A 25,205-nucleotide genomic window follows, 5' to 3' on the forward strand; every position below is an offset into this window, starting at 1 on the left:
TTGGCGGAGAGCCTGTGACCACGAGCAGTGATCGCAAGACCGACGGACGTCCCTCGCTCGGGACGGCCACCGGTCAGCGCATCCCCGTTCCCCGGCGGGAGCGCAAGCCCGCGATGGCGGCACTGGCCGTGCTGCTCATCGTCGGTGGTGCGCTGATCAGCGCGTACCTCGTGATGGCGAGCGGCCAGCGCGTCCCGGTGATCAGCATCGCCCAGCAGGTCGCGGCGGGTCAGCGGATCCCGGCGTCGGCGCTGCGTGAGGTACAGGTCTCCTCGACCGGCGGCCTGGACTACATCCCGTGGGGAGACCGCGCCAAGGTGACGCAGACCTTCGCGACGGTGACGCTGGTCAAGGGCGCGCTGCTCACCAACGGCATGATCTCCACCGGCTCCTCGGTCGCCAAGGGCACCGTCGTGGTCGGTCTCGCGCTGAAGCCGGGCCAGCTGCCCGCGGGCGGCCTCCAGCCGGGCGACCGCGTCGCGCTGTACGCCGTCTCATCCCAGGGCGGCCAGAGCGGCACGCAGAGCGGCACCGTACTCGCCCCGGTCGCCACGGTGTACGACGTGGTGCAGCCGGGCCAGAACGACATCCAGGCCGACCAGGTCGCGGTCTCGGTGACCGTCCCGGTCGACCAGGCGCCCGAGGTGACGCAGGCGTCCTCGGCCGGCGCCGTGGCGGTCGCGCTGCTGCCGGCCGGGGAGAAGGCCCCGCAGACGCCGCCGCGGCAGACGGCGCCCCGGCAGTCGACCACGCCCTCCGCGGGTGAGTCGCCCGGAAACCCGCCCGCGTCGCCGCGCGACCGATCGACGGGTAACCCCTGATGGGGCTCATCGCCCTCGCGGCGGACAAGGGGGCGCCGGGCGTCACGACCGCGGCGATCGCGCTGGGCGCCGTCTGGCCCCGCCCCGTCCTGCTCGCCGAATGCGACCAGGCCGGCGGTGACCTGGTGTACCGCCTGCCCGCCGAGGGCGGTGGCATGCTCAACCCGGCGCACGGCATGCTCAGCCTCGCCGCGACCGCGCGGCGCGGGCTGCGGGCCGAGCAGGTCTGGGAGCACACACAGCGGCTCGAGGGCGGGCTCGACGTCCTCGTCGGCCTGACCCGCGCCGAGCAGGCGCAGGGCCTGACCTGGCTGTGGAGTCCTCTGGGCCGGGCCTTCGCCAACCTTCCGGGTGCCGATGTGGTGGCCGATTGTGGCCGTCTGGGCGCCGGATCGGCCTTGACCGATCTGCTGCGTGAGTCGTCAATGATCGTCCTGTTCACGCGGGCGACGCTCGAACAGGTCGCTCACCTGCGTGAACGCATCGGTTCATTGTCGAATGACCTCGGTGGGCACTCCGCACCGCCGATCGGCATTGTCGTCGTCGCCGATCCGAGCGAATACCGCACCGCCATAGCGGAGGTCGGCCGGATCATTTCGAACGCGAAACTTCCCGCTGCCGTCCTCGGGGGTTTCGCGATGGATCCCAAGGGTGCTGAAATGCTGAGGGGCCAGTGGGGCGGGCGGCTCGACCGTTCACTGCTGATCCGTTCGGCACGACAGCTCGCGGGGGGACTCGCGACGCGGGTCGCGCCCACATCGGGGGTTGATCGCGAAGCGCAGGGAGTGGCAAGTGGACCACAGCCTCGTTAAGCGCCTTCGCCAGGACGTCGGGGCCCGGCTCGCCGACCAGCGGCGGCTCGACGCGGCGAACGGCGTCGCCCCGATGAATCCCGAGGACGAGCGGCAGTTCGCGCGCGCTCTCATCGGGCAAGTGCTGGAGGAGTTCGCACGGGCGGAGATCGCGGCGGGCCGGCGTCCGCCGAACGCCGAAGAGGAGGAGCAGCTCGCCGCCGGCGTGCACGCCGCGCTGTTCGGTGTCGGCCGCCTCCAGCCCCTCCTCGAGGACCCCGAGATCGAGAACATCGACGTCAACGGCTGCGACCGGGTCTTCATCGGGTACGCCGACGGCCGTGAGGTGATGGCCGAGCCGGTCGCCGAGTCCGATGAGGAGCTCGTCGAGCTCATCCAGATCCTGGCGGCCTACAGCGGTCTGTCCAGCCGGCCGTTCGACTCCGCCAACCCCCAGCTCGACCTGCGGCTGCCCGACGGTTCGCGGCTGTCGGCGGTCATGGACGTCACCGTACGGCCCGCGCTGTCGATCCGCCGCGCCCGGCTCGGCAAGGTGTTCCTCGCCGACCTGGTCGGCAACGGCACGATCAGCACGGAGATCGGCCTGTTCCTGCGCGCCGCGGTGGCCGCCCGCAAGAACATCATGATCGCCGGGGCCACCAACGCCGGAAAGACGACGCTGCTGCGCGCGATCGCCAACGAGATCCCGACCGCCGAGCGGCTCATCACCGTGGAGCGCGCCCTGGAGCTGGGCCTCGACCAGTTCGCCGAGCTGCACCCCAACGTCGTCGCGCTGGAGGAGCGGCTGCCCAACTCCGAGGGCCAGGGCACGATCACGATGGCCGAGCTCGTCCGCCGGTCGCTGCGCATGAACCCCTCGCGCGTGATCGTCGGCGAGGTGCTGGGCGACGAGATCGTCACCATGCTCAACGCGATGACCCAGGGCAACGACGGCTCGCTGTCGACGATCCACGCGAACTCCTCCTGGGAGGTGTTCAACCGCATCGCGACGTACGCCCTGCAGTCCGACGAGCGGCTGCCGATCGAGGCGACGCACATGCTCATCGCGGGCGCCATCGACTTCGTCGTCTTCATCGAGAAGCGCAACGACTACGCGCACGGCGGGCGGCTGCGCCGGTTCGTCTCCAGCATCCGCGAGGTGACCGGCTGCGACGGCCGGGTGCTGTCCAGCGAGATCTTCGAACCCGGACCCGACGGCAGCGCCCGCCCGGCGGCGCCGATCGCCTGCGTCCAGGAGCTCGTGCCGTACGGCTACGACCCATCGCATGGAGCGGTCTGGTGACAGGGGCGTTCTCGGGGGGCCTCGCACTCGCGATCGTCGCGGGCGCGCTGATCGGTGGCGGCGTGATGCTGCTCATCGTGGCGATCCGCGGTGTACGCCCGCGGCCCGGCCGGCCGTCGGCGCGCAGCCGTGAGGAGATCGTCCGTACGCTGACGACCCGTACGGCGCTGGCGGTCGTCGCGGGCGTCCTCGTGCTCATCGTCACCCGGTGGCCGGTCGCCGGCATCGGTGCGGCGCTGCTCGTGCTCGGGTGGAACAGCATCGGCGGCGGCGCGGCCGAAGAGCGCCGCTCGATGGCGCGCCTGGAGGCGCTCGCCGCGTGGACCGAGTCGCTGCGCGACACCATCGCGGGCGCGGTCGGCCTCGAACAGGCCATTCCCTCGTCGCTGCGCGCCGTGGCGCCGGCGCTGCGCCCGAAGGTGCAGGCCCTGGTCGACCGGCTGCACACGCGGGTGCCGCTCGCCGACGCCCTGCGGATGTTCGGCGACGACCTCGACGACGCGTCCGCCGACCTCGTCGTCGCCGCGCTGATCCTCAACGCGCGGCTGCGCGGGCCCGGCCTGCGCGACATGCTGGGCGCGCTGGCCGACTCCGCGCGGGCCGAGCTCGACATGCGCCGCCGGGTCGAGGCGAACCGCCGCACCACCCGCCGCAGCGTCCAGATCGTCGTCGGGGTCTCGGTGGGCACCGCGCTCCTGCTCGCCGTCGTCAACCGCACGTACGTCGCGATGTACGACTCCGTGACCGGACAGCTCGTGCTGGCGGTCGTGGTCGGGCTGTTCGCGGTCGGGTTCATCTGGCTGCGGCGCCTGGCGAAGTACGAGACGCCGCACCGGTTCCTGGCCGCGGCCGATTCCGATAAGCCGGATGTGCAGGACAAGCCGGGCGTGCCGGGCGAGGTGCCCGAGACCGTCGCGCGCTGGCAGGGGCAGACGCCCGCGGGCGGCAGCCCCACCGTGCCGGGCCCGCGAGGAGGTACCCGATGACCGTCGCCCTGCTGGCCGGCGCCTTCTTCGGACTCGGCGCTTACCTGCTGTTCCGCGCGCTCTTCCCGCCCCGTCCGGGCCTGTCGGCCCGGCTCGCCGCCTTCGACGCCGCGCGCCGGCGCGGGGAGGCCGAGCCGACCGGGCGCGGCGCGAGCACGGCCGAGCGGGTCACCGGGCTGCGCGCGCGGTTCGGCCGTTCGCTGGCCGCCGTCTACGAGGCGCGCGGCTGGCAGCAGCGGTCCGTACGCGCGGACCTGACGCTGCTGGACCGATCGTTCGAGACGTTTCTGGCCACGAAGTTCCTGCTCGCGATCGGGGCGATCGTGTTCATCCCGATCCTCGTCGCCTACTTCGCCGTGCTGGGGCTCCACGTCGTGGTCGCCGTACCCGTGTGGCTCGGCCTCTTCTTCGCGCTGATCTTCTTCCTGCTGCCGGACATGCAGCTCCGCCAGGAGGCGGGCTCCCGCCGGCGCGACTTCCGGCACGCGGTCAGCGCCTTCCTCGACCTGGTCGCGATGAACCTCGCCGGCGGCCGTGGCGTGCCCGAGGCGCTGATGACCGCGGCGAACGTCGGCGACGGCTGGGCCGTACGCCGCATCCGCGACGCCCTGTCGAACGCCCGGATCACCGGGATCACGCCCTGGCAGGCGCTGGGCCGGCTCGGTGACGACGTCAACGTCGACGAGCTGCGCGACCTGTCCGCCGCCCTGGCCCTGGTGGCCGACGACGGGGCGAAGGTGCGCCAGTCGCTCTCCGCCCGCGCGGCCAGCATGCGCAGCCGTCAGCTCGCCGACATCGAAGGAAAGGCCGGTGAACGTTCCCAGTCCATGCTCGTCGCCCAGCTTCTGCTGTGCGCCGGTTTCCTGGTCTTCCTTGCCTACCCGGCGGTGATGCGCGTGGTCGCCTCCTGACTCGTTTCCCGTCCGTTCTTTTCCCCCGACTGCGAGGTGCCTCATGCAGTGGCTGAATCCGATGAACGACCCCCTCGTGACCTACATCCGGTCACACGTTGAAATGCGAATTCAACGGTTGCGTCAGGAGACCGACCGTACCCGTGGTGCGTCCGCCATCGAGTGGGCGATCATCACCGGAATTCTCGCTCTCATCGCCATCACCGTGGGCTGGGTCATCTACCGGCGCGTCACGGCCGCGGCGAACAAGATCAACGTCAACAACGGCCCCGGTAACTGACGCGGAGGCAACCAGATCGCGGGAGCGCGCGGACGTGCGCGTCATGGCGGCGCCGTTCCTCCCGGCCGTTCTCTGGTCGAGGCGCCTGAAATGTGCGTACGCCGATATGCCGGTGTTTCCACGCTGAGAACGGCCTGTACCGGCGGCCGGTCGCGGCCATCGATAAATGGTTGACAGCTTTTAGAGCTAATTCGTAGGATTTGATGTGACAAGAATGCGCGGCAAGCATGGGGGCGGGAAGTACGGGGTGCGTACGGCCGGCCGCGCGTCGACCCGCGGGCGGCGCGATCGGGGTGCGAACACCCTCGAACTCGCCCTGCTGACGCCCGTTCTGCTTCTCGTCATTCTGTTCGTCGTCCAGTTCGCCCTCGTATTCAACGCCCGGCACGTCGCGCTCGCCGCCGCGCAGTCGGCCGCGCGGGTCGCCCGCGAGCAGCGCACGGGTGACTGGCGGTCGGCGGCGAGGTCGGAGGGGATCGACTACGTCAACAAGATCGGCCCGCAGCTGCTGACGAAGGTGGATGCGGTCCCGGAGGAGAACGTGGGGGAGCACGTGCGCGGAGTCACCGTCGGCGGTTACGCCGTGCCCGTCGTGCCGTTCTTCCGGTTCTACGTCAGCGAGCACTCGAGCGGCCCGGTCGAGTGCTATCGGCCCGACAACGGTCTCGACCAATGCGAATAGCCAAGAGACGTGACGCGGGGACGATGGCCCTCGAGCTGGCGCTGCTGACGCCGGTGCTCGTGGCCTTCATGATGGTCATGGTCGGGCTGGGCCGGGTGGTCGAGGCGCAGAGCCAGGTCGACGGTGCCGCCCGCGACGCCGCGCGGGCCGCCTCCCTCGCCCGTACGACCGCGGGCGCGAACAAGGCCGCGGAGGACGCCGCAGGCGAGACGCTCAGCGGCCGCAAGTGGTGCCGCCGGCTGCCGGACACCACAGTCGACTTCTCCCAGTGGCGTCGAGGCGGCCAGGTCTCGGTGGCGGTCCACTGCGACATCGACCTGACCGGCCTGTCGCTCATCGGCTTCCGGCCCTCCCGCACGATGACCGGCACCGCGACGGCGCCGATCGACACGTTCCGGAGAATCGAATGAGCGAGCGAAGCGAGCGAATCAAAGAACACCGCGCCTGGTCTCTCCTCCGACGAAGGAGGGCTCATGAAAGCGCGGGGTGACCGGGGAACGGTCGCGCTGTTCACGACGATCTTCGCCGTGTTCGTGCTCGTCCTGGCCGGGCTGCTCGTCGACGGCGGCCTGACCATCCACGCCCGCCAGCGCGCCGCGGACATCGCCGAGCAGGCCGCCCGCGCCGCCGCGGACGACATCGACGTCGCCTACCTCCGCCGTACCGGCAAGGCGCGAATTCTGGCCACCGACGCCCCGTGCCGTCGCGCGCGGCTGCTCGCGAGCAAGTATCCCGAGGTGACGGGCCCGATCCAGTGCGACACCTCCGGCGGTGAGGCCGCGCGGGTGATCGTCCACATTCGGGTGAAGTTCCAACTGCTTAGCGCTTTCGGCTTCTCGGACATGACAATGTCCTCAGCGGCATCGGCCCATCCACAGGAGGGGATCTGACATCCCGGCCCCGCCCAGACGGGGCTCGCCATCCGGTCCTACGCAGAGGAGTGATCAGGTTGAGGTTCGCGGTTCGCCGGTCGGCCGTCCCGCGCGGCCACCACCCGTCCGAGGGCGGCCTTCCCGCCTTGCGCGACGGGCACCTGACCCCGGCCCCGGCGGCGGACCGGTCGTGGCTCCGCGACGACCGCGGCCTGCCGGTCGCCGCTCCGGGCGGCGGGATGCTCACGGCTTCGGGCCGCGGCACCTTCACCGGCCCGGGCCGCCGGACGCTGGCCCGTCTCCTTCTCACCCCCGTCGCCGGCCAGGAGACCTACGCCCCGGCCTCCGGCCTGCCATGGGCGGCGAGCGCGCCGGCCGTCCGGCCGCGCCGCGTCCCGGCCGGCCTCCTGGAGCCCGCTTCGACGGCACGGCCCGTCTACGGTCCGTGCACGGCGGCCCGGCCGGTGGCCGTCGAAGAGGCGGAACCCGCGATTACAGGGGCGGCCGACCCGGAGGCGGCGTCGTACGGTCCGTGCTCGGTGGCCGTGGTGGAGCCGGGTGGCGGGTCGCTCGTGGCTGAGGGCCGTCGGATGCCCGCGAGGCCAGGTCGTCGGATGGCGGCGCGTTTCCTCGTCGCTCCGGCCGATGACGTCGAGTGTTCTGGCGACCAGGGAGCGTACGCCTCGCGTGTCCTGGTGGGGCGGCCGGTGGTCCGCCGTGCCGAACCGGGCGTTCTTCACCTGGGTGAGGTCACTGCCGGGCTGCTGGCGCGGCATGTCTCCCGAGGGCGGCCGGCCGCTGCCCGGCGTCCGGCACTGGGCACGCCTTCGGCCGCTTCCGGGATTCCCCCCTCGGCCGTCTCCGAGATTCCGAGGAGGGAGCGGCGTTCTCTCCCCGGCCGGCGGGCCGGAGTCCTGACGCCGCGCGTCCGATGAGCTCGATCCAGCGGCCCCCGGTCCGCATCGACCGGGGGCGGAGCACCGGTGACGTCCTGGCCGGGATCCTTGCGATGGCCGCGCTCGCGGCGTTGCTTCTCGGCGTCCCCTTCGCCCTGCTGACCTTCTTCGGCTCGCCCATCCCGCACAAGCTGCCCTCGACCGAGACGCTCACCCAGCGGCTCGACGCGACCGCGCTCATGCACGTGCTGGTCATCGTCGTGTGGCTCGCCTGGATCCAGCTGACCGCGTGCGTGCTGGTCGAGGCGTACGCCGGGATCCGTGGCGTCGGAGTGCCGGCCCGTGTGCCGCTCGCCGGTGGCCCGCAGGCGCTCGCGCACCGGCTGGTCGTCGCGGCGTTGCTGCTGTTCACCGCGACCACGGCGGTCATGCCGGTGATCACCGGTGTCCGTTCGACACACATCCAGCAGCACGTGACGCCCCAGCACCGCGAGCCCCCGCGCACGGCCGAGCCCGCGGCCGACCAGGACCAGGGCCAGAGCCAGGACAACCCGGCCCTGATGGAGAAGAACGCCGTCCGGAAGATCTACCGTGTCCGCCCGCCGGCCGGACGGCACCACGAGAGCCTGTGGGAGATCGCCGAGAAGTGTCTGGGCGACGGCCGGCGCTACCGCGAGATCTACTCGCTCAACAAGGGCAAGCTGCAGCCCGACGGCACGCGTCTCACCATGGCCAGCCTGATCCGCCCCGGCTGGGTGCTCGACATGCCCGCCGACGCGACCCACGTGGAGATCATCGATAAGGGCCCGCACGACGGGCAGCACGAGCACGGCGTCCCGCACTCGCAGGTTCCGGGCGGCGTCCACCACCACGGGTACGTCAACACCGAGCAGCAGGCCGTCGAGGCCGCGCGGCACGCCGCGCAGCAGGAGGCGCGCGACGACCGCGCCGACCGCGAGGCCGGTCGGCCCCCGATCGACGAGGGACCGGACGTGACCGTCCCCGGCGACCCGGCGCAGGGCCCGCCCGCCCAGCAGCCCCCGGCCCAGCAGCCGCCCGCGCACACGCCGCGGCACGAACGGCCGCCGGAGCAGGAGCCGACGGGGCAGCCCTCCGTCCACGCGCCCGCGTTCGGCTGGCCGCAGGAGCTGGCCGTGGCCTCGCTCCTGGCCGCCGGTCTGCTCGCCGGGCTCGGCCGGCGGCGGCGCGAGCAGCTCTGGCGGCGTGCCTTCGGCACGATGATCGCCCGCCCGGAGGGCGAGGCGGCCACGGCCGAGCACGCGCTGCGCCTCGGCGCCGACACCGAGGCGACCCGCCTGCTCGACCTGGGCCTGCGGCAGATGTCGGCCGCGCTCGCCGCCGACGACCGTACGCTGCCCACCGTGTACGGCGTGCACCTCGGCGCCGACAGCCTCGACCTGTGGATCGCGCCGGCCGACCGCAACCCGCCCGCGCCCTGGCAGGAGTACGACAACGGCCAGGTGTGGCGGCTGAGCATGACCGCGCTCGACGGCATGGCGACCGCCGACTTCGCCGACGTGCTCGCGCCGTACCCGGGTCTGGTCTCCATCGGCACCAACGAGACCGGCCGCATCCTCGTCGACCTTGAGGCGGCGCACGGTCTGATCGCGCTGCACGGCCCCGACGACGTACGCCGCGCGGTCCTCGCCGCGGTCGCCGTCGAGCTCGCCACCAACCGCTGGTCGGACCACATGCGGATCACGCTGGTCGGCTTCGACGAGGAGCTGGCGCTGGTCGCGCCCGACCGTATCCGCGTCGTACGGTCGCTGGCCGAGGCGCTGCCCGAGCTGGAGGGGCGGAGCGAGGAGGTCCGTCAGGCGCTCGCGGCCTCGGGCGCCGACTCCGTGCTGACGGGCCGCTGCCGCGGAGTGTTCGGCGAGGCGTGGATGCCGCACTACCTGATCATGGCCGAGCCGCCCACATCGGAGGAGGCCGAGCGGCTCGTGGCGCTCGCCCGCACCGGTCAGCGCATGGCGGCCGGCTACATCGTCGCCGGCGACACTCCGGGCGCGACCTGGACCTGGGACGTCGCCGCCGACGGCCGGCTGCGCGCCGGTGTGCTCGGCTTCGACGTCGACGCGCAGCTCGTGCCCGAGCCGCACTACCGCGCGGTCGTCGAGCTGTTCCGCACCGCCGGACGCACCGAGGGAGTGCCGTACGGCGACCCGGACGACCCGCCGCCCGCGACGCCGCTCGGCGGTGAGACGCAGCCCGCGGTCGACATCCGCCTGCTCGGCCCGATCGAGATCGACGCGCCCGAGCCGCTCGACGAGAGCCGCCGCGCGATCTGTACCGAGGTGCTCGTCTACCTCGCGACGCACAGCGAGGGCGTGCACCCGACCGTGCTCGGCGGCGCGGTCTGGCCGCGCGGCGTGTCGGCGAGCGTACGGGACGCGACCGTCGCGCGGGTCGCCGACTGGCTGGGGCGCGACTCGCGCGGCCGGCCGAACCTCTACTACGACGAGCGCGGCCGGATTCGGCTCGGCTCGGAGGTACGCGTCGACTGGGAGACGTTCCGCTGGCTCATCTGGCGGTCCGCGGCCGAGCCGGCCTCGGAGCTGGCGTACATGGCGTACGCGCTGGACCTCGTCCGCGGGCGCCTGATGGACGGCCGTCCGCGCGGCCGTTACGGCTGGCTGGCCTCGGAGGACTTCGAGTACGAGGCGACCGCCCGTGTCGCCGACGTGGCCCACCGGCTGGCGCTGATGAAGCTGGACGAGGGCGACGCGCGGGGCGCCGTGGCGGCGGCACGCGCGGGCCTGCGGCTGGCGGAGGGCGACGAGGGCCTGTGGCGCGACCTGCTCCGCGCCACCCACGCGACGGGCGACGCGGCCCAGCTCCGCGACGTGGTCGACGAACTCCGCGGACGCGTCGCGGCCGACCCGTACACCGACCAGATGCAACCCGAGACCGAGGCACTGGTCGACGAGCTCCTCCCCCAGTGGCGCGGCGTCGCCGCCGGCGGCACCGGCTGACGCGCCCGGTACGCCCCCGCGGCCGGGACTGTCGGCACCGGTGACGGCGACCCGTCGCCGATACTCTTGATTACATCAAGAGTTGTCTGTATAAAGTGATCGTGCAAGAGACGCCTGAGGACAGGTTCTTTCGTGAGCTCGGTGGCGCCTGGGCCGAGCTGCGGCAGGCGTTCGCCCGGCATGTGGGGATGAGCGCCCAGCGCGTGCAGGTGCTCGTCCGGCTGCGGCGTGCGGGCGAGACCAGCCACAGCGACCTGCGTCAGGCGCTGGGCGTCGACGGGGCGAGCGTCACCCGGCTGGTCAAGGAGCTGGAGGCCGAAGGGCTCGCCGGCCGCCGGCTCGACCCGGCGGACAACCGCTACACCCTGGCCGCGCTGACGCCCGCCGGCGAACGGCTGGCCGCCGAGCTGGAGCGGTCCCACCAGGAGTACCAGGAGCGGCTGCTCGACGGCGTCAGCGCGCAGGAGCAGGAGACCGTGCTGCGCGTCCTGCGGCGCGTCCGTGCGAACGTGACCGGACAGGAGACCCCATGACGGAGCCAGGTGCCGAGCAGGTGCGGTCCGCGGCCCGGCGGATGTACGCGGCGTTCAACGCCCACGACCACGCCGCCGCGACCGACATCTTCACGGCGGACTTCTACAGCCATCCGATGGGGACCACGGGGCCCGGCAGCGTCACGCGGTCCTGGCAGCGGTTCCACGAAGCGTTCCCCGAGGCGCAGGTCGTCGTCGAGGACATGGTCGTCGAGGGTGACACCGCCGCCGTCCGTACGAGTGTGCGCGGCGTTCCCGGGCAACCGCCGCCGACCATGCTGGAGATCTTCCGGGTGCGCGACGGTCGCATCGCCGAACTGTGGGGCCTGTCCTCCCTGCGCCGCGCCTGACGAGCCGGACCGGGTCAGCGGTAGTTGCCGGTGTGGCCGAGGGAGAAGCGGCCGGGCTGGGGATGGACGCACAGGCCGTGCGGGCCCGGGCCGACCGCGATCCTGCGGAGCGGGCGGCCCGTGCGGGTCGAGAGGGCGTAGACCGCGTCGTCCGCCTTCGCCGACAGCCACAGCACCCGCCCGGTCGCGGACACGCCGCCCATGTCGGGCGACACCGGCACCCGCCAGCGGGCGGTCACCCGGCGGCGGGCGAACGAGATCAGCGACACCGTCCGCGCGCCGCCGTTGGTGACGTACAGCACGCGGGCGTCGCGGCTGGGGTACAGGCCGTGGGCGCCCCGGCCCGTACGGATGAAGCCGCTCTTGCGGAAGCGGGCCGCGTCGACCAGCCACACCCCGCCCCGCGCGGCGTCGGCGACGTAGAAGGTCCGCCCGTCCGGCGACAGGCGGACGTCCTGGGGGTCGGCGCCGCGCGCCAGCCTCAGGGTGCCGGTCGCCCGGTGCCGCCGCAGGTCCACCCGGACCAGCCGTCCGGACCGCGCGCACCCGACGACCAGCGTGTCACCGGTCGCGGAGAAGTCGGCGCGGGTCAGGCCCGCGCACGGCATCCGCAGCGTGCGGCGGTGCCGCATCGTGTCCGGATCGCGGACGTCGATCCGTCCGCGCCGGGAGTCCAGCAGGAAGGCCTCGCGGCCGTCGACGGAGAAGTACAGGTCCGACGGCGCGGCCACCGGCACGGTACGGCCCGCCCTGCCGGTGCGGGGGTTGATCGGCACCAGGCCGCGCGGCGAGGTCACCCACAGCGTCTTCAGGTCCCACGACGGCACGACCTGCTGCGGAGCGTGGCCGACCGGGATCCGCCGCAGCACGCGGTAGGTCGCCGGATCGATGACCTCGACCGCCGCGCCGCGCGCGTCCGGGACGTACACCCGGCGGGGCATGCCGCGAACGGCCGGGCTCAGCATCCCCGCCCGGGTCGCGGCGTAGACGTCTGGCGGCGCGTCGGGCAGGTCACCGCGCTGGTCGACCACGGGAGGCGAGTGCGTCGGCCGGACGTACGGCACGGGCGCGCCGAGCCCGGCGACGGGGGCATCGGGTCCGGGCCGGCCGCGGAACGGCACCGGCGACCGGCATCCGCTTAACAGCCCGGCGAAGACGACGAGCGCCAGCGGTATGGCGACCGTGCCACCGGGCGTTCGTCGGGACCTCCCCACAAAGGACGGACTCTACTCGCTCGGCGACAGGTTGTGAGCGGTTAACCACGAAGAGGAGGGGAGTGTCGTAGGGGCGGAGACGGGAAGCGCCTGGGTGCCACGTGGTAAGACGGGAGACGGATCCTAGGACGAGGCCGCGGCAGGATCGAACGGATTGAGCGTCCGTACGCCGGTCCGCTCGACGTCCTTGACGTTGCGCGTGACGAACGTCCAGTCGTTGACGTATGCCGTGGCCGCCATGAGACCGTCGGCGACCGGTACCGGATCCGATGCACTCCACCGCCCCCAGACGATCGCGGCGGCCGTGTCCACCGGAATGATCCGAGAGGCGTACTCCTCCTTGATCACGTTGAGCCAGTCACTGAGGCGCGCGGCCTGTGGCGCGTCGCGTCTGGCCAGCTGGTGAATGCCCCGCGTGAGTTCTCCGACGGCCAGGGAACTGATGTACTCGCCCGCACCTTCGATCGAGGTGTACCACTGCCTCACGTTGGCATCGCATCGGGGTTTGCGGAGCTCAGAGATGATGTTCGTGTCCAGGAGATAGGCCACGACCTACTCCTCGAAGAGGCGCGAGACGTCGCGCCCGTAATCCTTGTCGCGCTCGATGAGCGTGTCGAAGTCATCCGGGAACGCCGGGCCGGACAGAAGAAAGTCGTGGAAGCTCATCTTCGTGTCCCGGCCGTGGCGGTATTCGCTCATGTCGATGATGATCGCCACTTCTTCCCCGTGCCGAGTGATGATCTGAGGGCCTTCGTCGTGGACTTTCCGGAGGACCTCGCTGAACCGCTGCTTCGCCTCCTGGACCTGCCAGCGTTGCCCGGGCTCGCGTTCGTGCGCCATCGTCATACGGACCACCCGCCTTCTGTCCAGACAGTCTAGACGGGTAATCCAGTGCGTGTCGAGATGATTACCGGGCGTCCCGAGAGTCGCGAACGCGAGCGTCTTATGGCCGGTCGGGCAGGGCCGAGGCCCGCCAGGCGCCGGGGCCGTGGGGCAGCGGGCGGCGCAGGCGGCGGGAGGGGTCCGACCAGGCCGAGCGTGGCCGGGGCGCGGGCGGGGCGGCCGCCGCGCGGGCGCGCGCGGTCAGCACGGCGACCAGCGCGGCGATCTCCTCCGGCGTCGGATCGCCCCGGACGACCTGCAGGAACGGCGCCATGGGGACCTCCATCTACAGCGGGATGTTGCCGTGCTTCTTCGGCGGCAGCGTCTTGCGCTTGTCGCGGAGGGCGCGCAGGGCCCGGACGATCTGACCGCGTGTCTCCGACGGCTTGATCACCGCGTCGACGTAACCGCGGTCGGCGGCGATGTAGGGGTTGGCGAGCGTGTCCTCGTACTCGGTGACCAGCTCGGCGCGGCGCGTGTCCGGGTCGTCGGCGGCGGCCAGCTCCCGCCGGTACAGGATGTTGACCGCGCCCTGCGCACCCATCACCGCGATCTGCGCGGTCGGCCACGCCAGGTTGATGTCGGCGCCCAGGTGCTTGGAGCCCATGACGTCGTACGCCCCGCCGTAGGCCTTGCGGGTGATCACCGTGACGAGCGGCACCGTCGCCTCGGCGTAGGCGTACAGCAGCTTGGCGCCGTGCCGGATGATGCCGTTCCACTCCTGGTCGGTGCCGGGCAGGAACCCGGGCACGTCCACGAAGGTCAGCACCGGGACGTTGAAGGCGTCGCAGGTGCGCACGAACCGGGCGGCCTTCTCGGAGGCGTCGATGTCGAGCGTGCCGGCCAGCTGCATCGGCTGGTTGGCCACGATCCCCACCGAGCGGCCCTCGACCCGGCCGAATCCGCACACGATGTTCGGCGCGAACAGCGGCTGCACCTCGAGGAACTCGCCGTCGTCCAGCACGTGCTCGATCACGGTGTGCATGTCGTACGGCTGGTTCGGAGAGTCCGGGATGAGGGTGTCCAGCTCGAGGTCCTCGTCGGAGATCTCCAGGGGCGCGGGCGCGTCGTACACCGGCGCGTCGGACATGTTGTTCGACGGCAGGTAGGACAGCAGCGCCTTGACGTAGTCGATGGCGTCCTGCTCGTCCGAGGCCTGGTGGTGGGCCACGCCGGACTTGGTGTTGTGCGTGTGCGCGCCGCCGAGGTCCTCGAACGTCACCTCCTCGCCGGTGACCGTCTTGATCACGTCCGGCCCGGTGATGAACATGTGCGAGGTCTGGTCGACCATGACGATGAAGTCGGTCAGGGCCGGGGAGTACACCGCGCCGCCCGCGCAGGGGCCCAGCACCAGCGAGATCTGCGGGATCACGCCGGAGGCGTGGGTGTTGCGCTTGAAGATCTCGGCGTACAGGCCGAGGGCGACGACACCCTCCTGGATGCGCGCGCCGCCGGAGTCGTTGATGCCGACGACCGGGCAGCCGGTCTTGAGCGCGTGGTCCATGACCTTGACGATCTTCTCGCCGAACACCTCGCCGAGCGATCCGCCCGCGACGGTGAAGTCCTGGGAGAAGATCGCGACGGGCCGGCCGTCGACCGTGCCGTGGCCGGTGACGACGCCGTCGCCGTACGGGCGGTTCTTCTCGACTCCGAAGCCGTGGGCGCGGTGCCGCGCCATCTCGTCGAACTCGACGAAGGACCCCTCGTCGAGGAAGGCGTCGATCCGCTCGCGGGCGGTCATCTTGCCCTTGGCGTGCTGCTTGTCGACCGCACGCGCGGACCCGGCGTGCACCGCCTCGTAGCGGCGCCGCTCCAGATCGGCGATCTTCCCCGCCGTCGTGTGGATGTCGATCTCGGCGGCGGGCAGTGGCTCTGGGGCTTGCGTGGCCATCTCGCCAGAGTAGCCAGCCGCTCTTGAGCGCCGCTGATGGGGGTTGATCTCAGCCCGCGAGACGCCATCCGGCGCACCGACCGTGACTGGCTACGCTGAATCGCGTGTCGACTCGAAACTCCGCCCGCGAGCAGATGCCGGAGCCGCTGCGCGCCGACGTGCGGTTGCTGGGCTCCCTTCTCGGACAGGTCCTCGTCGAGTACGGCGGACAGGACCTGCTGGACGACGTCGAGGCCCTGCGGCACGCGGTGATCGCCGCGCGCAGGGACGAGAAGGACGTCGACGACGTGGCCGCCATCGTCAGCGGCTGGCCGCTGGACCGCGCCGAGCTCGTCGCGCGCGCGTTCACCGTCTACTTCCATCTGACGAACCTCGCCGAAGAGCACCAGCGGATCCGCACGCTGCGCGAGCGCGACACCGGCGAGGAGCCGCTGCGCGAGTCCGTCGCCGACGCGGTCCGCCGGATCGGCGACGAGCGCATCGGCCGGCTCCTCGACGATCTGGAGCTGCACCCGGTCCTCACCGCCCACCCGACGGAGGCGCGCCGCCGCGCCGTGGTCACCGCGATCCTGCGCATCAGCGCCCTGCTGCGCGAGCTGAACGACCCCCGCGCGGGCAGCGGCGAGCGTGAGGAGATCACGCGGCGGCTGCTGGAGGAGATCGACCTGCTGTGGCGCACGTCGCCGCTGCGCCGCACCAAGCCGGACCCGCTGGACGAGGTCCGTACGGCGATGGCGATCTTCGATGAGACGCTGTTCCGCGTCGTCCCGACGATCTACCGGTCCCTCGACACGGCGCTGGCCCCCGGCACCGGCGCGCGGCCTCCGCTGGCCCGCCCGTACCTGCGGTTCGGCAGCTGGATCGGCGGCGACCGCGACGGCAACCCGTACGTCACCGCGCAGATCACCCGCGAGGCGATCGGCGTCCAGGCCGATCACGTCCTGCGCGCCCTCGGCGCCGCCTGCACCCGGGTCGGCCGCACGCTGACCCCGAACGAGGGCACCACGCCGGCCTCGGCCGCCCTGCGCGGCGCGCTGGCGGGCGCCCGCGCGTCCCAGCCCGACCTGATCGCCGACATCGGCAAGCGCTCGCCCGGCGAGCCGCACCGCCAGCTCCTGCTCTACGCCGCCGAGCGCATCGAGGCGACCCGGAAGCGCAACGCCGACCTGGGCTACCGCGCGCCGGCCGACCTGCTCGCCGACCTGCGCATCGTCCAGGACTCCCTGGTCGAGGCCGGAGCCGTACGCCAGGCGTACGGGGAGTTGCAGCACCTGATCTGGCAGGTGGAGACGTTCGGCTTCCACCTCGCCGAGCTGGAGGTCCGCCAGCACTCCGGCGTGCACGAGCAGGCGCTGGCCGAGATCCGCGCGGGCGGCGAGCTGAGCGAGCAGACCGAGGAGGTCCTCGACACACTGCGCGTCATCGCCTGGGTGCAGGAGCGCTTCGGCATCGACGCCTGCCGCCGGTACGTCATCTCCTTCACACGTACCGCCGATGACATCGCCACCGTCTACGAGCTGGCCGAGCACGCGGCCGTCGGCGGCAAGCCGCCGGTGCTCGACGTCGTGCCGCTGTTCGAGACCGGCGAGGACCTCGACCGCTCTCCGGCGGTGCTGGACGGCATGCTGCGCCTGGCGCCCGTACGCCGCCGGCTGCTGGAGACCGGCCGCCGCCTGGAGGTCATGCTCGGCTACTCCGACTCGGCCAAGCAGCTCGGCCCGACGACGGCGACGCTGAAGCTGTACGACACGCAGGCGGCGCTGGCCTCGTGGGCGGCGCGCCACGACATCCGGCTCACGCTCTTCCACGGCCGTGGCGGCGCGCTCGGCCGTGGCGGCGGCCCGGCCAACCGCGCGGTGCTGGCCCAGGCGCCCGGCTCGGTCGCAGGAAGGTTCAAGGTGACCGAGCAGGGTGAAGTGATCTTCGCCCGGTACGGCCACAAGGAGATCGCCCGGCGGCACGTCGAGCAGGTGACCAGCGCGGTGCTGCTGGCCTCCACGCCTGGCATCGAGGAGCGCGCGCTGGAGGCGGCCGAGCGGTTCCGCCCGCTGGCCGACCGGATCAGCGCGGCGGCCGAGCAGACCTACCGGTCGCTGGTCGAGGCCGAGGGCTTCGCCGACTGGTTCGCGCGCGTCAGCCCGCTGCACGAGATCGGCGGCCTGCGCCTCGGCTCGCGCCCGTCGCGGCGCAAGGCGACCGCCTCGCTGGAGGACCTGCGGGCCATTCCGTGGGTGTTCTCCTGGACCCAGACGCGGGTCAACCTGCCCGGCTGGTACGGCCTGGGCAGCGGGCTGGCCGCCGCGGACGGCATGGACGAGCTGCGTGAGGCCTACGCCTCGTGGCCGCTGTTCGCCGCGCTGCTGGACAACGCGGAGATGAGCCTGGCCAAGACCGACCGGGCCATCGCCGAGCGCTACCTCGCGCTGGGCGACCGGCCGGACCTCGCCGCTGCGGTGCTGGCGGAGTACGACCAGACCCGGTCCCTCGTGCTCCAGGTCACCGGCCACACCCGGCTGCTGGAGGACCGCAACGTCCTGTCCCGCGCCGTGGAGCTGCGCAACCCGTACGTGGACGCGCTGTCCCACCTGCAGCTGCGTGCGCTCCAGGAGTTGCGCGCGGGGATCGAGGACGACGCCCAGCGGGCGAAGGTCGAGGACCTCCTGCTGCTCGCCGCGGCCGGTGTCGCCGCGGGTCTGCAGAACACGGGATGATCCCGGCCGAACGGGCGGTTGACTGACGTCATGGGCATCAGGCAGGCCGAGGCCCCCGACCGCGCTGCGGTGGAGGCGATCGTACGCACGGCCTATGAGCCGTGGGTCGAGGCGATCGGCGCGGTTCCGCTCCCGATGGTCGCCGACTACGGCGACCTCATCGAGCGGGGCCGCGTCCACGTCCTCGAGAACGGCGAGGTCGACGCGCTGATCGTGCTGGAGACCGATGGCGACGTCCTGCTGGTGGACAACGTCGCGGTCCGGCCCGACCGGCAGGGACGCGGACTGGGGCGGCGGCTCATGGCGTTCGCCGAGTTCCGGGCCCGGTCGCTGGGCCTGTCCGCGCTGCGGCTCTACACGAACGAGAAGATGGTCTCCAACATCGGGCTGTACGAGTCGCTGGGCTACCGTGAGACGGGACGAGAGTCTCTGAACGGCCGACATGTGGTGCACATGCGCAAGCAGTTGTAGCACCGGTAAAAGGAAGCAACCCGGGACGGAGAGCTCTGTTTAACCTAGAGTCAGGGGTGATGACTGTTCGCGACCCAGTGCCTCACCTCTCGCCGCTTCCGCGGTTCGCCATCCTCGTGGATGTCGGATACCTCTACGCCGCGGCGGGTGACCTGCTGTTCGGCATCTCCTCCCGGCGGTCCTACCGGGTGAACGCCGAAGGACTGATCAAGGCGCTGGAGGATCGCGCCGCCGCCTGCATGCGCGGTGAGCTGTTGCGCGTCTACTGGTTCGACGCGGCGCGCGACCGCGTGCCCACGATCGACCAGCGGGTCGTGGCGCCGCTGCCCCGGGTCAAACTCCGCCTCGGCAACCTCAACAAGCACAACCAGCAGAAGGGCGTCGACGCCCAGATCCGTGAGGACCTGGAGACGCTCGCCCGGCACGGAGCGGTCACCGACGCGATCCTCATCGCCGGCGACGAGGACATGGTGCCCGCGGTGGAGGCGGCGCAGACCTACGGCGTCCGCATCCACCTGTGGGGTGTCGAGCCGCCGTACGGCACCAACCAGGCCGAGCGCCTGATCTGGGAGTCCGACACCGTCGACGTCGTGGACGCCGAGTTCGTCAAGCCCTACTTCGAGCTCGACACCACGCGCGAGGAGACCGAGGAGGCGCCCGCCGCGCCCCCGATCCCGTCGCCCACCGCGGTGTTCGGCGGACGCCCGCCCCGGCCGGTGCCGACTCCGGCGTCCGTGCGCCAGCAGGTCGCCCAGGCGGGGTCGGTCGCCAAGCTCGGTCCGTCGCGCCAGCAGATGGAGGAGATCGGCGAGCACATCGCGCACAAGTGGATCCTCACCCGGGGCCGCGACAACATCCGTGACCTGCTGCCCGGCAAGATGCTGCCCACGGTCATCGACAAGGAGCTGCTGATCGAGGGCGAGAAGGAACTCGGCTACTCGCTGCGCCCGTACAAGGAGGCGCGCGACTGGCTGCGCGAGGGGTTCTGGGCCCGCGTCTACCGCGAGTTCGAGTTCGGCGTCGGCGTCTCGGGCAAGGACCCGCGCTGACCGATCACCTCGCGCGCGAGTGCGGGGTCACCAGGGGACGACGCCCTCATCGTCGAAGAAGCCGCCGCGCGGTCCGTCATCCGGCAGGGTGGCGAGCCGGATCGCGATCGCGGCACCCTGCTCGGGCGTCCGCGGCGCGTTGAAGCCGGTGAAGTCGGTCGCCACGTAGCCGGGGCAGGCGGCGTTCACGATGACATTCGTGTCGGCGAGCCGGCGGGCGTACTGCGCCGTGACGCTGTTGAGCATCGACTTCGACGGTGCGTACGCGGCCATGATCGGGCCCGTTCGGAGCGTCAGCGAGCCCATGTTGCTCGACATGTTGACGATGCGCGGCGAGTCCGCGCGGCGGAGCAGCGGGAGCATCGCGTTCGTCACCCGGACGACCCCGAACACGTTCGTCTCCAGGACGGTGCGGACGACGTCGAGGTCGAGCGTTGTCGGGTCCTGCGCGCCACCGTCGGTCCGGCCGCCGATGCCCGCGTTGTTGACGAGCACGTCGAGCCGTCCCGCCGTCCGCTCGATCGTGACCGCCGCCGCGGCGACGCTGTCGTCGGAGGTGACGTCGAGGGCGACCCCGAACGCGTCGACGCCCGCCGCACGCAGCCGTTCGACGGCCGCCTCTCGCCTGGCGTCGTCGCGAGCCCCCACCGCGACCGTGAAGCCGATCGCCCCGAGGCCCTGGGCGATGGCGAGACCGATTCCCTTGTTCGCGCCGGTGACCAGCGCGGTCTTCGTGTCGTTCACTTGATCGATGCTCGGCGAGCGGCGCACTCGTCGTCCAACACCGCCTCAGTCGGCTGTGATACCCACCGGGTATCAGTCGGTAGGCTGCTCGCGTGGACGATCTCGAGACCCGCGAGCTCCGATACTTCGTCGCGGTCGCCGAGGAACTGCACTTCGGGCGCGCCGCCGACCGGCTCGGGATGGCTCAGCCGCCGCTCTCGCGCGCGATCCGCCGGCTGGAGCGCCGGCTCGGCGTCCAGCTCTTCGACCGGGACCGTCGTGGCGTGGCGCTCACCGACGCCGGGAGAGTGCTACTGCGGGAGGCCGGAGCGGCGCTCGACGCGGTCGCGGCCGCCGCGCGCCGGACCCGGCGCGCCGGGGACGCCAAGCGGTCGCTGGTGCTCGTGACGAAGGCCGGGGCGTCCCACGAACTGCTGCGCCGGCTCCTCGACACCCTCGCGAACGAACCCGGTGCGGCACCGGTCGAGGTCCTGCTGTGCGAGGTCGGCGAGCAGGCGCGGCTGCTCCGCGACGGGCACGCCGACGTGGCACTCATGCATCGCCCGTTCGACGACCTCGCCGGGTTCGACACCGAGGACCTCTACGTCGAAGGCCAGGTCGCGATCCTTCCCGCGGGGCATCCGCTCGCGTCACGCGATCGGCTCACGCTGGCGGAGGTCCGCGACGTGCCGGACCTGCCGATCGCTCGATGGCCCCGGCTCGACGGGTCCTATCCGGACGGGCCCGGGCCGGAGGTGCGCACCCAGTCGCAGCTCGCCCAGCTCGTGGCGCTGGGCAAGACGCTGCTCGTCATCCCCGCCTCCAGCCGTGCCTGGCAGTGGCCCGAACACGTCGCGGTGCCCGTCGTCGACGCGCCGGACGTCACCACGGTGATCGCCTGGCCACCGAGCAGCCGCTCCCCGGCGGTCGCATCGCTCGTCCGCTCGGCGACCATGCTCCGCGACACCGCGCCGCCTTCGCCCGCGAGCCGTGTCCCGCCCGGCCCGCCGAGTCCGTCCAGGAGCAACGCCCGTCCCTGAGGACGGGGAGCACGTCAAATCCTCTAGGGTTTCTCCTGTGAGTCACTCCCCGTACACCGACCTTGACCGGCCGCCACTGAACGCGCGGGCGCTGAACCGCGCGCTGGTCCGGCCCGGCGGGCTCTGGCGTGAGATCCGCGTGGTGCAGGAGACCGGGTCGACCAACGCCGACCTGGCGGACCTGGCCCGCGAGGGCGCCGAGCCGGGTCTGGTGCTGGTCGCGGAGGCGCAGACGTCGGGCCGCGGCCGGATGGGCCGCACGTGGTCGGCGCCGCCGAGGTCGGGTCTGGCGTTCTCCGTCCTGCTCCCGCAGGAGGAGTCCGTCACGCGGCTGGGCTGGCTGCCGCTGGTGGCCGGCGTCGCGGTCGTGTCGGCGCTGCGGGGGTTCGCCGAGGTCGAGGGCGTCGGCCGTGGCCGGATGGCCGAGGCCACGCTCAAGTGGCCCAACGACGTGCTGATCGGCGACCGCAAGCTGGCCGGCATCCTGGCCCAGCGGGTGGAGACCGGGGTGGTCGTCGGCATCGGGCTGAACGTCAGCCTCCGTCCGGACGAGCTGCCGGTCCCGACCGCGACCTCGCTGGCCATCGAAGAGACGCCCGCCGACCGCGATCCGCTGCTCCGCGCGATCCTGCGCGCGCTGGAGACCCGCCACGACGAGCTTCGCACGGGTGGGGAGGCGCCGCTGCGCGAGGCGTACCGGGCGATGTGCGGCACGCTCGGCCGGCGGGTGCGCGTCGAGCTGCCCGACGGTTCGGCGCTCGTCGGGGAGGCCACCGACGTCGAGGAGGCCGGCCGTCTGGTGGTCCGCACGGACGATGGCGAGCATTGTCTCAATGCGGGAGATGTCGTACATGTCCGGTAGTTGACGTCAACTGGACCGGCCCCCACCGCGCCGGTTTAATGATTAAGTAATCCGTCCCCCCGGAGGTTCTTGCATGGCCAGTGTTGCGGAGGTCAAGGGCGCCATCGCCCAGGCCGGCGAAGAGGCGGAGCAGGCCGTGCAACTGCTCGTCGAGGCCGGTGGCCGGGCCGAGGCCGCACTGCAGTTCCTGGTGGCCGTGGCGCAGGGCAGCGAGCACGACGCGCTGGAGGGTTCCCTGGGGGCGATGGGGCAGGCGGTGGAGAGCATCGGCGAATGCCAGGCGCAGATCGCCGCAGCGGTGGAAGAGGCCAACAAATACTCCGACGGGCTTTGAGTCGACCGACGCGCGTGCACCGTTCCAGGACCCCAAAATGACATTAAAGCCCGCTGAGCTCCTCGCTGCGGTGCGGCAGGACGTCCGGCGAGCACGCGCGACGATTCGCGCGCGCAGGGACGACCTCGACGAGACGATCGCCGGGTCCGAGGCCGCCGTCGAACGCGCCCGCGCGGAGGCCGAGGCGACGAGCGGCCCGGAGACCGAGACGGTCCTCGAACGCTGGCGCCGGTACGCCGGCGAGGTCGCCCCCGGCGCGGCCTCGGCCCCGTGGACACGGTGGCCGTCCGAGCCGGAGCCGAGCGACGACGGACCCTGTCTCTACCGCGTCGGGTCGATCGACGGCCGGATCCCCGCGCTGGTGCCGCTGCTGGACGCCGGCCACCTGCGCATCGTCGGCGACGACCTGGCCACCGCCGACGCGATCGTGGACTCCCTGCTGGTCCGCATCGTCGCGACGACGCGGCCGGGCACGGTGCGGATCAGCCTGTACGACCCGCGCCGGCTGGGCGCCGGCCTCGGCGGCTTCCACGCGCTGTCCCGGCCCGGCCTGCTCACCGTGTACGGGGTCGAGGAGCTGAAGGACCTCCTGGGGTCGCTCGACCGCGACATCCGGCGGATCCAGCGCGACGTCCTGGGCGGTGGCCACGCCTCGCTCGCCGAGCTCGCCGCCGCCCAGAACGGACGGCGGCCGGAGCCCTGGCGGGTGGTGATCGTGCAGGCCCCGGTACGCGGCCTGCGCGACGACGAGATCGCCCACCTGGAGAGCGTGATGCACGCCGGCGCCGCCTGCGGCATCCATGTGATCTGCCGCGACGTCGCGCTGGAGCACGCACCCGGCCTGGAGACGATCGAGGTCGGCGCGGACGGCGCGGTGCGGACGTCGATGACCGGCGACCTGGACGTCGCCGCCGAGCCGCCGCCGCCCGAGCTCGTCCGCGCGGTCTGCGAGCGCGCCGCGCGGTGGGTCGGCATCGAGCGCGACCCGCCGCGCTTCGCCGAGCTGCTGCCGCCACGGGTGTGGGAGGAGTCGTCGGCGCCGGGCGTCCGCGCGCCGATCGGCGAGGACGTCGACCGGTACGAGGCGGTCGAGGTGCTGCTCGGCGACGACCCGGTGCACGCGCTCGTCGGCGGGCCGCCGGGCTCGGGCAAGACCAACTTCCTGTACGCCCTGATCGGCTCGCTGGCCGCCCGCTACAGCCCGGACGAGCTGGAGTTCTACCTGCTCGACTTCAAGGAGGGCGTGTCGTTCGCGCGGCTGGCCAGCGGGCGCACCGACAAGACGTGGCTGCCGCACGCCCGGCTCATCGGCGTCAACATCAACCAGGACCGCGAGTTCGGCCTGGCGCTGCTGCGCTTCCTCGGCCACGAGCTCGAACGCCGCGGCGCCGCCGCACGCGAGCACGAGGTCACCAAGATCGAGGAGCTGCGCGCCGCCGACCCCGACGGCCACTGGCCGCGCATCGTCGCGGTGATCGACGAGTTCCAGGTGCTGATCCAGCAGTCGGGCCGGATCACCGACGAGTCGCTGTACCTCCTCAACGACCTCGCCCGCCGCGGCCGGTCACAGGGCATCCACCTCGTCCTCGCCAGCCAGAACGTCGGCGGCGTGCAGGCACTTTGGGGACGCGGCGCGATCCTCGACCAGTTCACACTGCGCGTCGCGCTGCCCAAGGCGCGGCGCATCCTGGCCGATGACAACCTCGCCGCCCAGCAGGTCGCGCGGTTCTGCGCCGTGGTCAACGCCGAGTCGGGCGCGCGCCAGGCCAACCGCGTGGCCCGGCTGCCTGACGCCGGGGCGCCCGGCACCTTCGACAAGCTCCAGCGCGAGTTGTGGCAGCAGCGGCCCGAGCAGCTCGCGCCGCCGCGCATCTTCGACGGCGCCCACGTGCCCGAGCTGATGAGCGTGCCGGTCCGGCCTCCGGGCGAGGGCGTCGTGGGCCAGCTGATCGACCTGGCCGGCAGCGCCGCCACCGTGCGCTTCGACCGCAACCCCGGCCGGAACCTCGCGGTGATCGGCACCCGCGCCGACGAGGCGTACGACGTGCTGTCCTCGGCGGTGATCTCCCTGGCCCGCGGGCACGCGCCCGGGTCGGCGGAGTTCGCCCTGTTCGAGGGCGAGGCGGACCCACGCGTCGCGCGGCTGGCGCGCTGGCTCGCCGACGAGGGGCACCGGGTGGAGGTCGTGACCGAGCTGCCCGAGCCGGGCGACCGGCCGGTGCCGGTGTACTTCGCGCTGTTCGCGGTGGACGCGGCGACCGCGCGCTCGGCACCGCTGCGCACCGCGGTGCGGCGGCTGGCCGAGCACGGGCCCGACGGCCAGATGCACGTGCTCGGCTGGTGGCGCACGGTCGACCGGCTGCGCTCCGACGTCGTGGAGCGCACCGGCCCGGTGCGCACGGTCGACGCGTGGGTCGCTTTGGACGTACGCGACAGCGAGCTGACGCCGCTGCCGGGCGGGCAGTTGCAGAGCTGGACTCCGCGGAAGCGGCGCGCGCTCTTCTACGACCAGCGCACCGGCAGCGCGCCACAGCCGATCATCCCGTTCACCGTACTGAGCGACCAGGGTGAGTGACGTGATGGAGGGAGTGTGACGAGCGAGCGGCG

The 25,205-nt window shown here is 72.4% G+C and carries 26 protein-coding genes; 20 read left to right on the forward strand and 6 right to left on the reverse strand.

All coding sequences use genetic code 11. The annotated features are described in order from the left end of the window. The first annotated feature begins 14 nt into the window (after positions 1-14). The 13 genes from OG417_RS06525 to OG417_RS06585 all read left to right on the forward strand — a co-directional run bounded on the left by OG417_RS06525 (position 15) and on the right by OG417_RS06585 (position 11,421). Complete coding sequence (locus tag OG417_RS06525; RefSeq protein ID WP_329251172.1) at positions 15-821, forward strand: hypothetical protein; 807 nt, start codon at positions 15-17, stop codon at positions 819-821. After that, on the forward strand, positions 821-1,633 hold the full coding sequence (locus tag OG417_RS06530) for a hypothetical protein (RefSeq protein WP_329251175.1): 813 nt from the start codon (positions 821-823) through the stop codon (positions 1,631-1,633). The genes OG417_RS06525 and OG417_RS06530 overlap by 1 nt, the downstream gene beginning before the upstream one ends. Further along, positions 1,614-2,915 (forward strand): CpaF family protein, encoded by a 1,302-nt coding sequence (locus OG417_RS06535; RefSeq protein WP_329251178.1) that lies wholly within the window; start codon positions 1,614-1,616, stop codon positions 2,913-2,915. Before OG417_RS06530 ends, OG417_RS06535 begins: the two co-directional genes overlap by 20 nt. After that, entirely contained in the window at positions 2,912-3,901 is a 990-nt protein-coding gene (locus OG417_RS06540) for a type II secretion system F family protein (RefSeq protein WP_329251181.1), read from the forward strand. The genes OG417_RS06535 and OG417_RS06540 overlap by 4 nt, the downstream gene beginning before the upstream one ends. Further along, entirely contained in the window at positions 3,898-4,812 is a 915-nt protein-coding gene (locus OG417_RS06545; protein ID WP_329251184.1) for a type II secretion system F family protein, read from the forward strand. The genes OG417_RS06540 and OG417_RS06545 overlap by 4 nt, the downstream gene beginning before the upstream one ends. A 76-nt stretch (positions 4,813-4,888) precedes the next feature. Further along, positions 4,889-5,092: a hypothetical protein gene (locus tag OG417_RS06550; RefSeq protein WP_329251187.1), complete on the forward strand. Its 204-nt coding sequence runs from the start codon at positions 4,889-4,891 to the stop codon at positions 5,090-5,092. 214 nt (positions 5,093-5,306) lie between these two features. After that, positions 5,307-5,774 carry a TadE/TadG family type IV pilus assembly protein gene (locus OG417_RS06555; protein WP_329251189.1) on the forward strand — a complete coding sequence of 156 codons (468 nt, stop codon included), beginning with the start codon at positions 5,307-5,309 and terminating at the stop codon, positions 5,772-5,774. 23 nt (positions 5,775-5,797) lie between these two features. Beyond that, positions 5,798-6,184: a TadE family protein gene (locus tag OG417_RS06560; RefSeq protein WP_329251192.1), complete on the forward strand. Its 387-nt coding sequence runs from the start codon at positions 5,798-5,800 to the stop codon at positions 6,182-6,184. A 63-nt stretch (positions 6,185-6,247) separates the two neighbouring features. Then, a complete protein-coding gene (locus tag OG417_RS06565; protein WP_329251195.1) occupies positions 6,248-6,664 on the forward strand; it encodes a pilus assembly protein TadG-related protein in 417 nt (138 codons plus the stop codon). Positions 6,665-6,723: 59 nt separating this feature from the next. Further along, the gene (locus tag OG417_RS06570) at positions 6,724-7,581 is read left to right on the forward strand and encodes a hypothetical protein (RefSeq protein WP_329251198.1); all 858 of its coding nucleotides are present in this window, start codon (positions 6,724-6,726) and stop codon (positions 7,579-7,581) included. Continuing rightward, the gene (locus OG417_RS06575) at positions 7,578-10,538 is read left to right on the forward strand and encodes a bacterial transcriptional activator domain-containing protein (protein ID WP_329251201.1); all 2,961 of its coding nucleotides are present in this window, start codon (positions 7,578-7,580) and stop codon (positions 10,536-10,538) included. The genes OG417_RS06570 and OG417_RS06575 overlap by 4 nt, the downstream gene beginning before the upstream one ends. 101 nt (positions 10,539-10,639) lie before the next feature. Beyond that, entirely contained in the window at positions 10,640-11,071 is a 432-nt protein-coding gene (locus OG417_RS06580) for a MarR family winged helix-turn-helix transcriptional regulator (protein ID WP_329251204.1), read from the forward strand. After that, positions 11,068-11,421 carry an ester cyclase gene (locus OG417_RS06585; protein WP_329251206.1) on the forward strand — a complete coding sequence of 118 codons (354 nt, stop codon included), beginning with the start codon at positions 11,068-11,070 and terminating at the stop codon, positions 11,419-11,421. Before OG417_RS06580 ends, OG417_RS06585 begins: the two co-directional genes overlap by 4 nt. A gap of 14 nt (positions 11,422-11,435) precedes the next feature. On the opposite strand, the gene OG417_RS06590 is transcribed toward OG417_RS06585, so the two are convergent. From OG417_RS06590 to OG417_RS06610, 5 genes are all read right to left on the reverse strand, one after another. Further along, the gene (locus tag OG417_RS06590; RefSeq protein WP_329251209.1) at positions 11,436-12,542 is read right to left on the reverse strand and encodes a YncE family protein; all 1,107 of its coding nucleotides are present in this window, start codon (positions 12,540-12,542) and stop codon (positions 11,436-11,438) included. 216 nt (positions 12,543-12,758) lie between these two features. Further along, on the reverse strand, positions 12,759-13,184 hold the full coding sequence (locus OG417_RS06595) for a type II toxin-antitoxin system VapC family toxin (RefSeq protein ID WP_329251212.1): 426 nt from the start codon (positions 13,182-13,184) through the stop codon (positions 12,759-12,761). 3 nt (positions 13,185-13,187) lie between these two features. Beyond that, the gene (locus OG417_RS06600; protein WP_329251216.1) at positions 13,188-13,481 is read right to left on the reverse strand and encodes a type II toxin-antitoxin system Phd/YefM family antitoxin; all 294 of its coding nucleotides are present in this window, start codon (positions 13,479-13,481) and stop codon (positions 13,188-13,190) included. Positions 13,482-13,578: 97 nt separating this feature from the next. Further along, on the reverse strand, positions 13,579-13,791 hold the full coding sequence (locus OG417_RS06605; protein ID WP_442875661.1) for an acyl-CoA carboxylase subunit epsilon: 213 nt from the start codon (positions 13,789-13,791) through the stop codon (positions 13,579-13,581). Between the two features lie 12 nt (positions 13,792-13,803). Continuing rightward, a complete protein-coding gene (locus OG417_RS06610; RefSeq protein ID WP_329251220.1) occupies positions 13,804-15,408 on the reverse strand; it encodes an acyl-CoA carboxylase subunit beta in 1,605 nt (534 codons plus the stop codon). A gap of 134 nt (positions 15,409-15,542) precedes the next feature. On the opposite strand from OG417_RS06610, the gene OG417_RS06615 reads away from it, so the two are divergent. Genes OG417_RS06615 through OG417_RS06625 form a run of 3 tightly spaced genes read left to right on the forward strand, consistent with a single transcriptional unit; the run spans position 15,543 to position 19,639 of the window. Continuing rightward, positions 15,543-18,119, forward strand: coding sequence for a phosphoenolpyruvate carboxylase (locus tag OG417_RS06615; RefSeq protein ID WP_329262139.1), 2,577 nt, complete (start codon positions 15,543-15,545; stop codon positions 18,117-18,119). Between the two features lie 30 nt (positions 18,120-18,149). Further along, the gene (locus OG417_RS06620) at positions 18,150-18,590 is read left to right on the forward strand and encodes a GNAT family N-acetyltransferase (protein WP_329251223.1); all 441 of its coding nucleotides are present in this window, start codon (positions 18,150-18,152) and stop codon (positions 18,588-18,590) included. A 59-nt stretch (positions 18,591-18,649) separates the two neighbouring features. After that, positions 18,650-19,639 carry an NYN domain-containing protein gene (locus OG417_RS06625; RefSeq protein WP_329251228.1) on the forward strand — a complete coding sequence of 330 codons (990 nt, stop codon included), beginning with the start codon at positions 18,650-18,652 and terminating at the stop codon, positions 19,637-19,639. Positions 19,640-19,666: 27 nt separating this feature from the next. Here the strand turns inward: OG417_RS06625 and OG417_RS06630 are convergent, their stop codons facing one another. Next, complete coding sequence (locus tag OG417_RS06630) at positions 19,667-20,392, reverse strand: SDR family oxidoreductase (protein ID WP_329262142.1); 726 nt, start codon at positions 20,390-20,392, stop codon at positions 19,667-19,669. 83 nt (positions 20,393-20,475) lie between these two features. On the opposite strand from OG417_RS06630, the gene OG417_RS06635 reads away from it, so the two are divergent. The 4 genes from OG417_RS06635 (at position 20,476) to OG417_RS06650 (ending at position 25,173) form a co-directional block, all read left to right on the forward strand. Then, a complete protein-coding gene (locus OG417_RS06635) occupies positions 20,476-21,402 on the forward strand; it encodes a LysR family transcriptional regulator (RefSeq protein ID WP_329251231.1) in 927 nt (308 codons plus the stop codon). Between the two features lie 37 nt (positions 21,403-21,439). Beyond that, the gene (locus OG417_RS06640) at positions 21,440-22,264 is read left to right on the forward strand and encodes a biotin--[acetyl-CoA-carboxylase] ligase (protein ID WP_329251234.1); all 825 of its coding nucleotides are present in this window, start codon (positions 21,440-21,442) and stop codon (positions 22,262-22,264) included. Between the two features lie 73 nt (positions 22,265-22,337). Next, the gene (locus OG417_RS06645) at positions 22,338-22,598 is read left to right on the forward strand and encodes a hypothetical protein (protein ID WP_285579353.1); all 261 of its coding nucleotides are present in this window, start codon (positions 22,338-22,340) and stop codon (positions 22,596-22,598) included. A gap of 37 nt (positions 22,599-22,635) precedes the next feature. Further along, the gene (locus tag OG417_RS06650) at positions 22,636-25,173 is read left to right on the forward strand and encodes an FtsK/SpoIIIE domain-containing protein (protein ID WP_329251237.1); all 2,538 of its coding nucleotides are present in this window, start codon (positions 22,636-22,638) and stop codon (positions 25,171-25,173) included. Positions 25,174-25,205 lie beyond the last annotated feature (32 nt).

Source organism: Actinoallomurus sp. NBC_01490, assembly GCF_036227085.1.
Lineage (GTDB): Bacteria > Actinomycetota > Actinomycetes > Streptosporangiales > Streptosporangiaceae > Actinoallomurus > Actinoallomurus oryzae.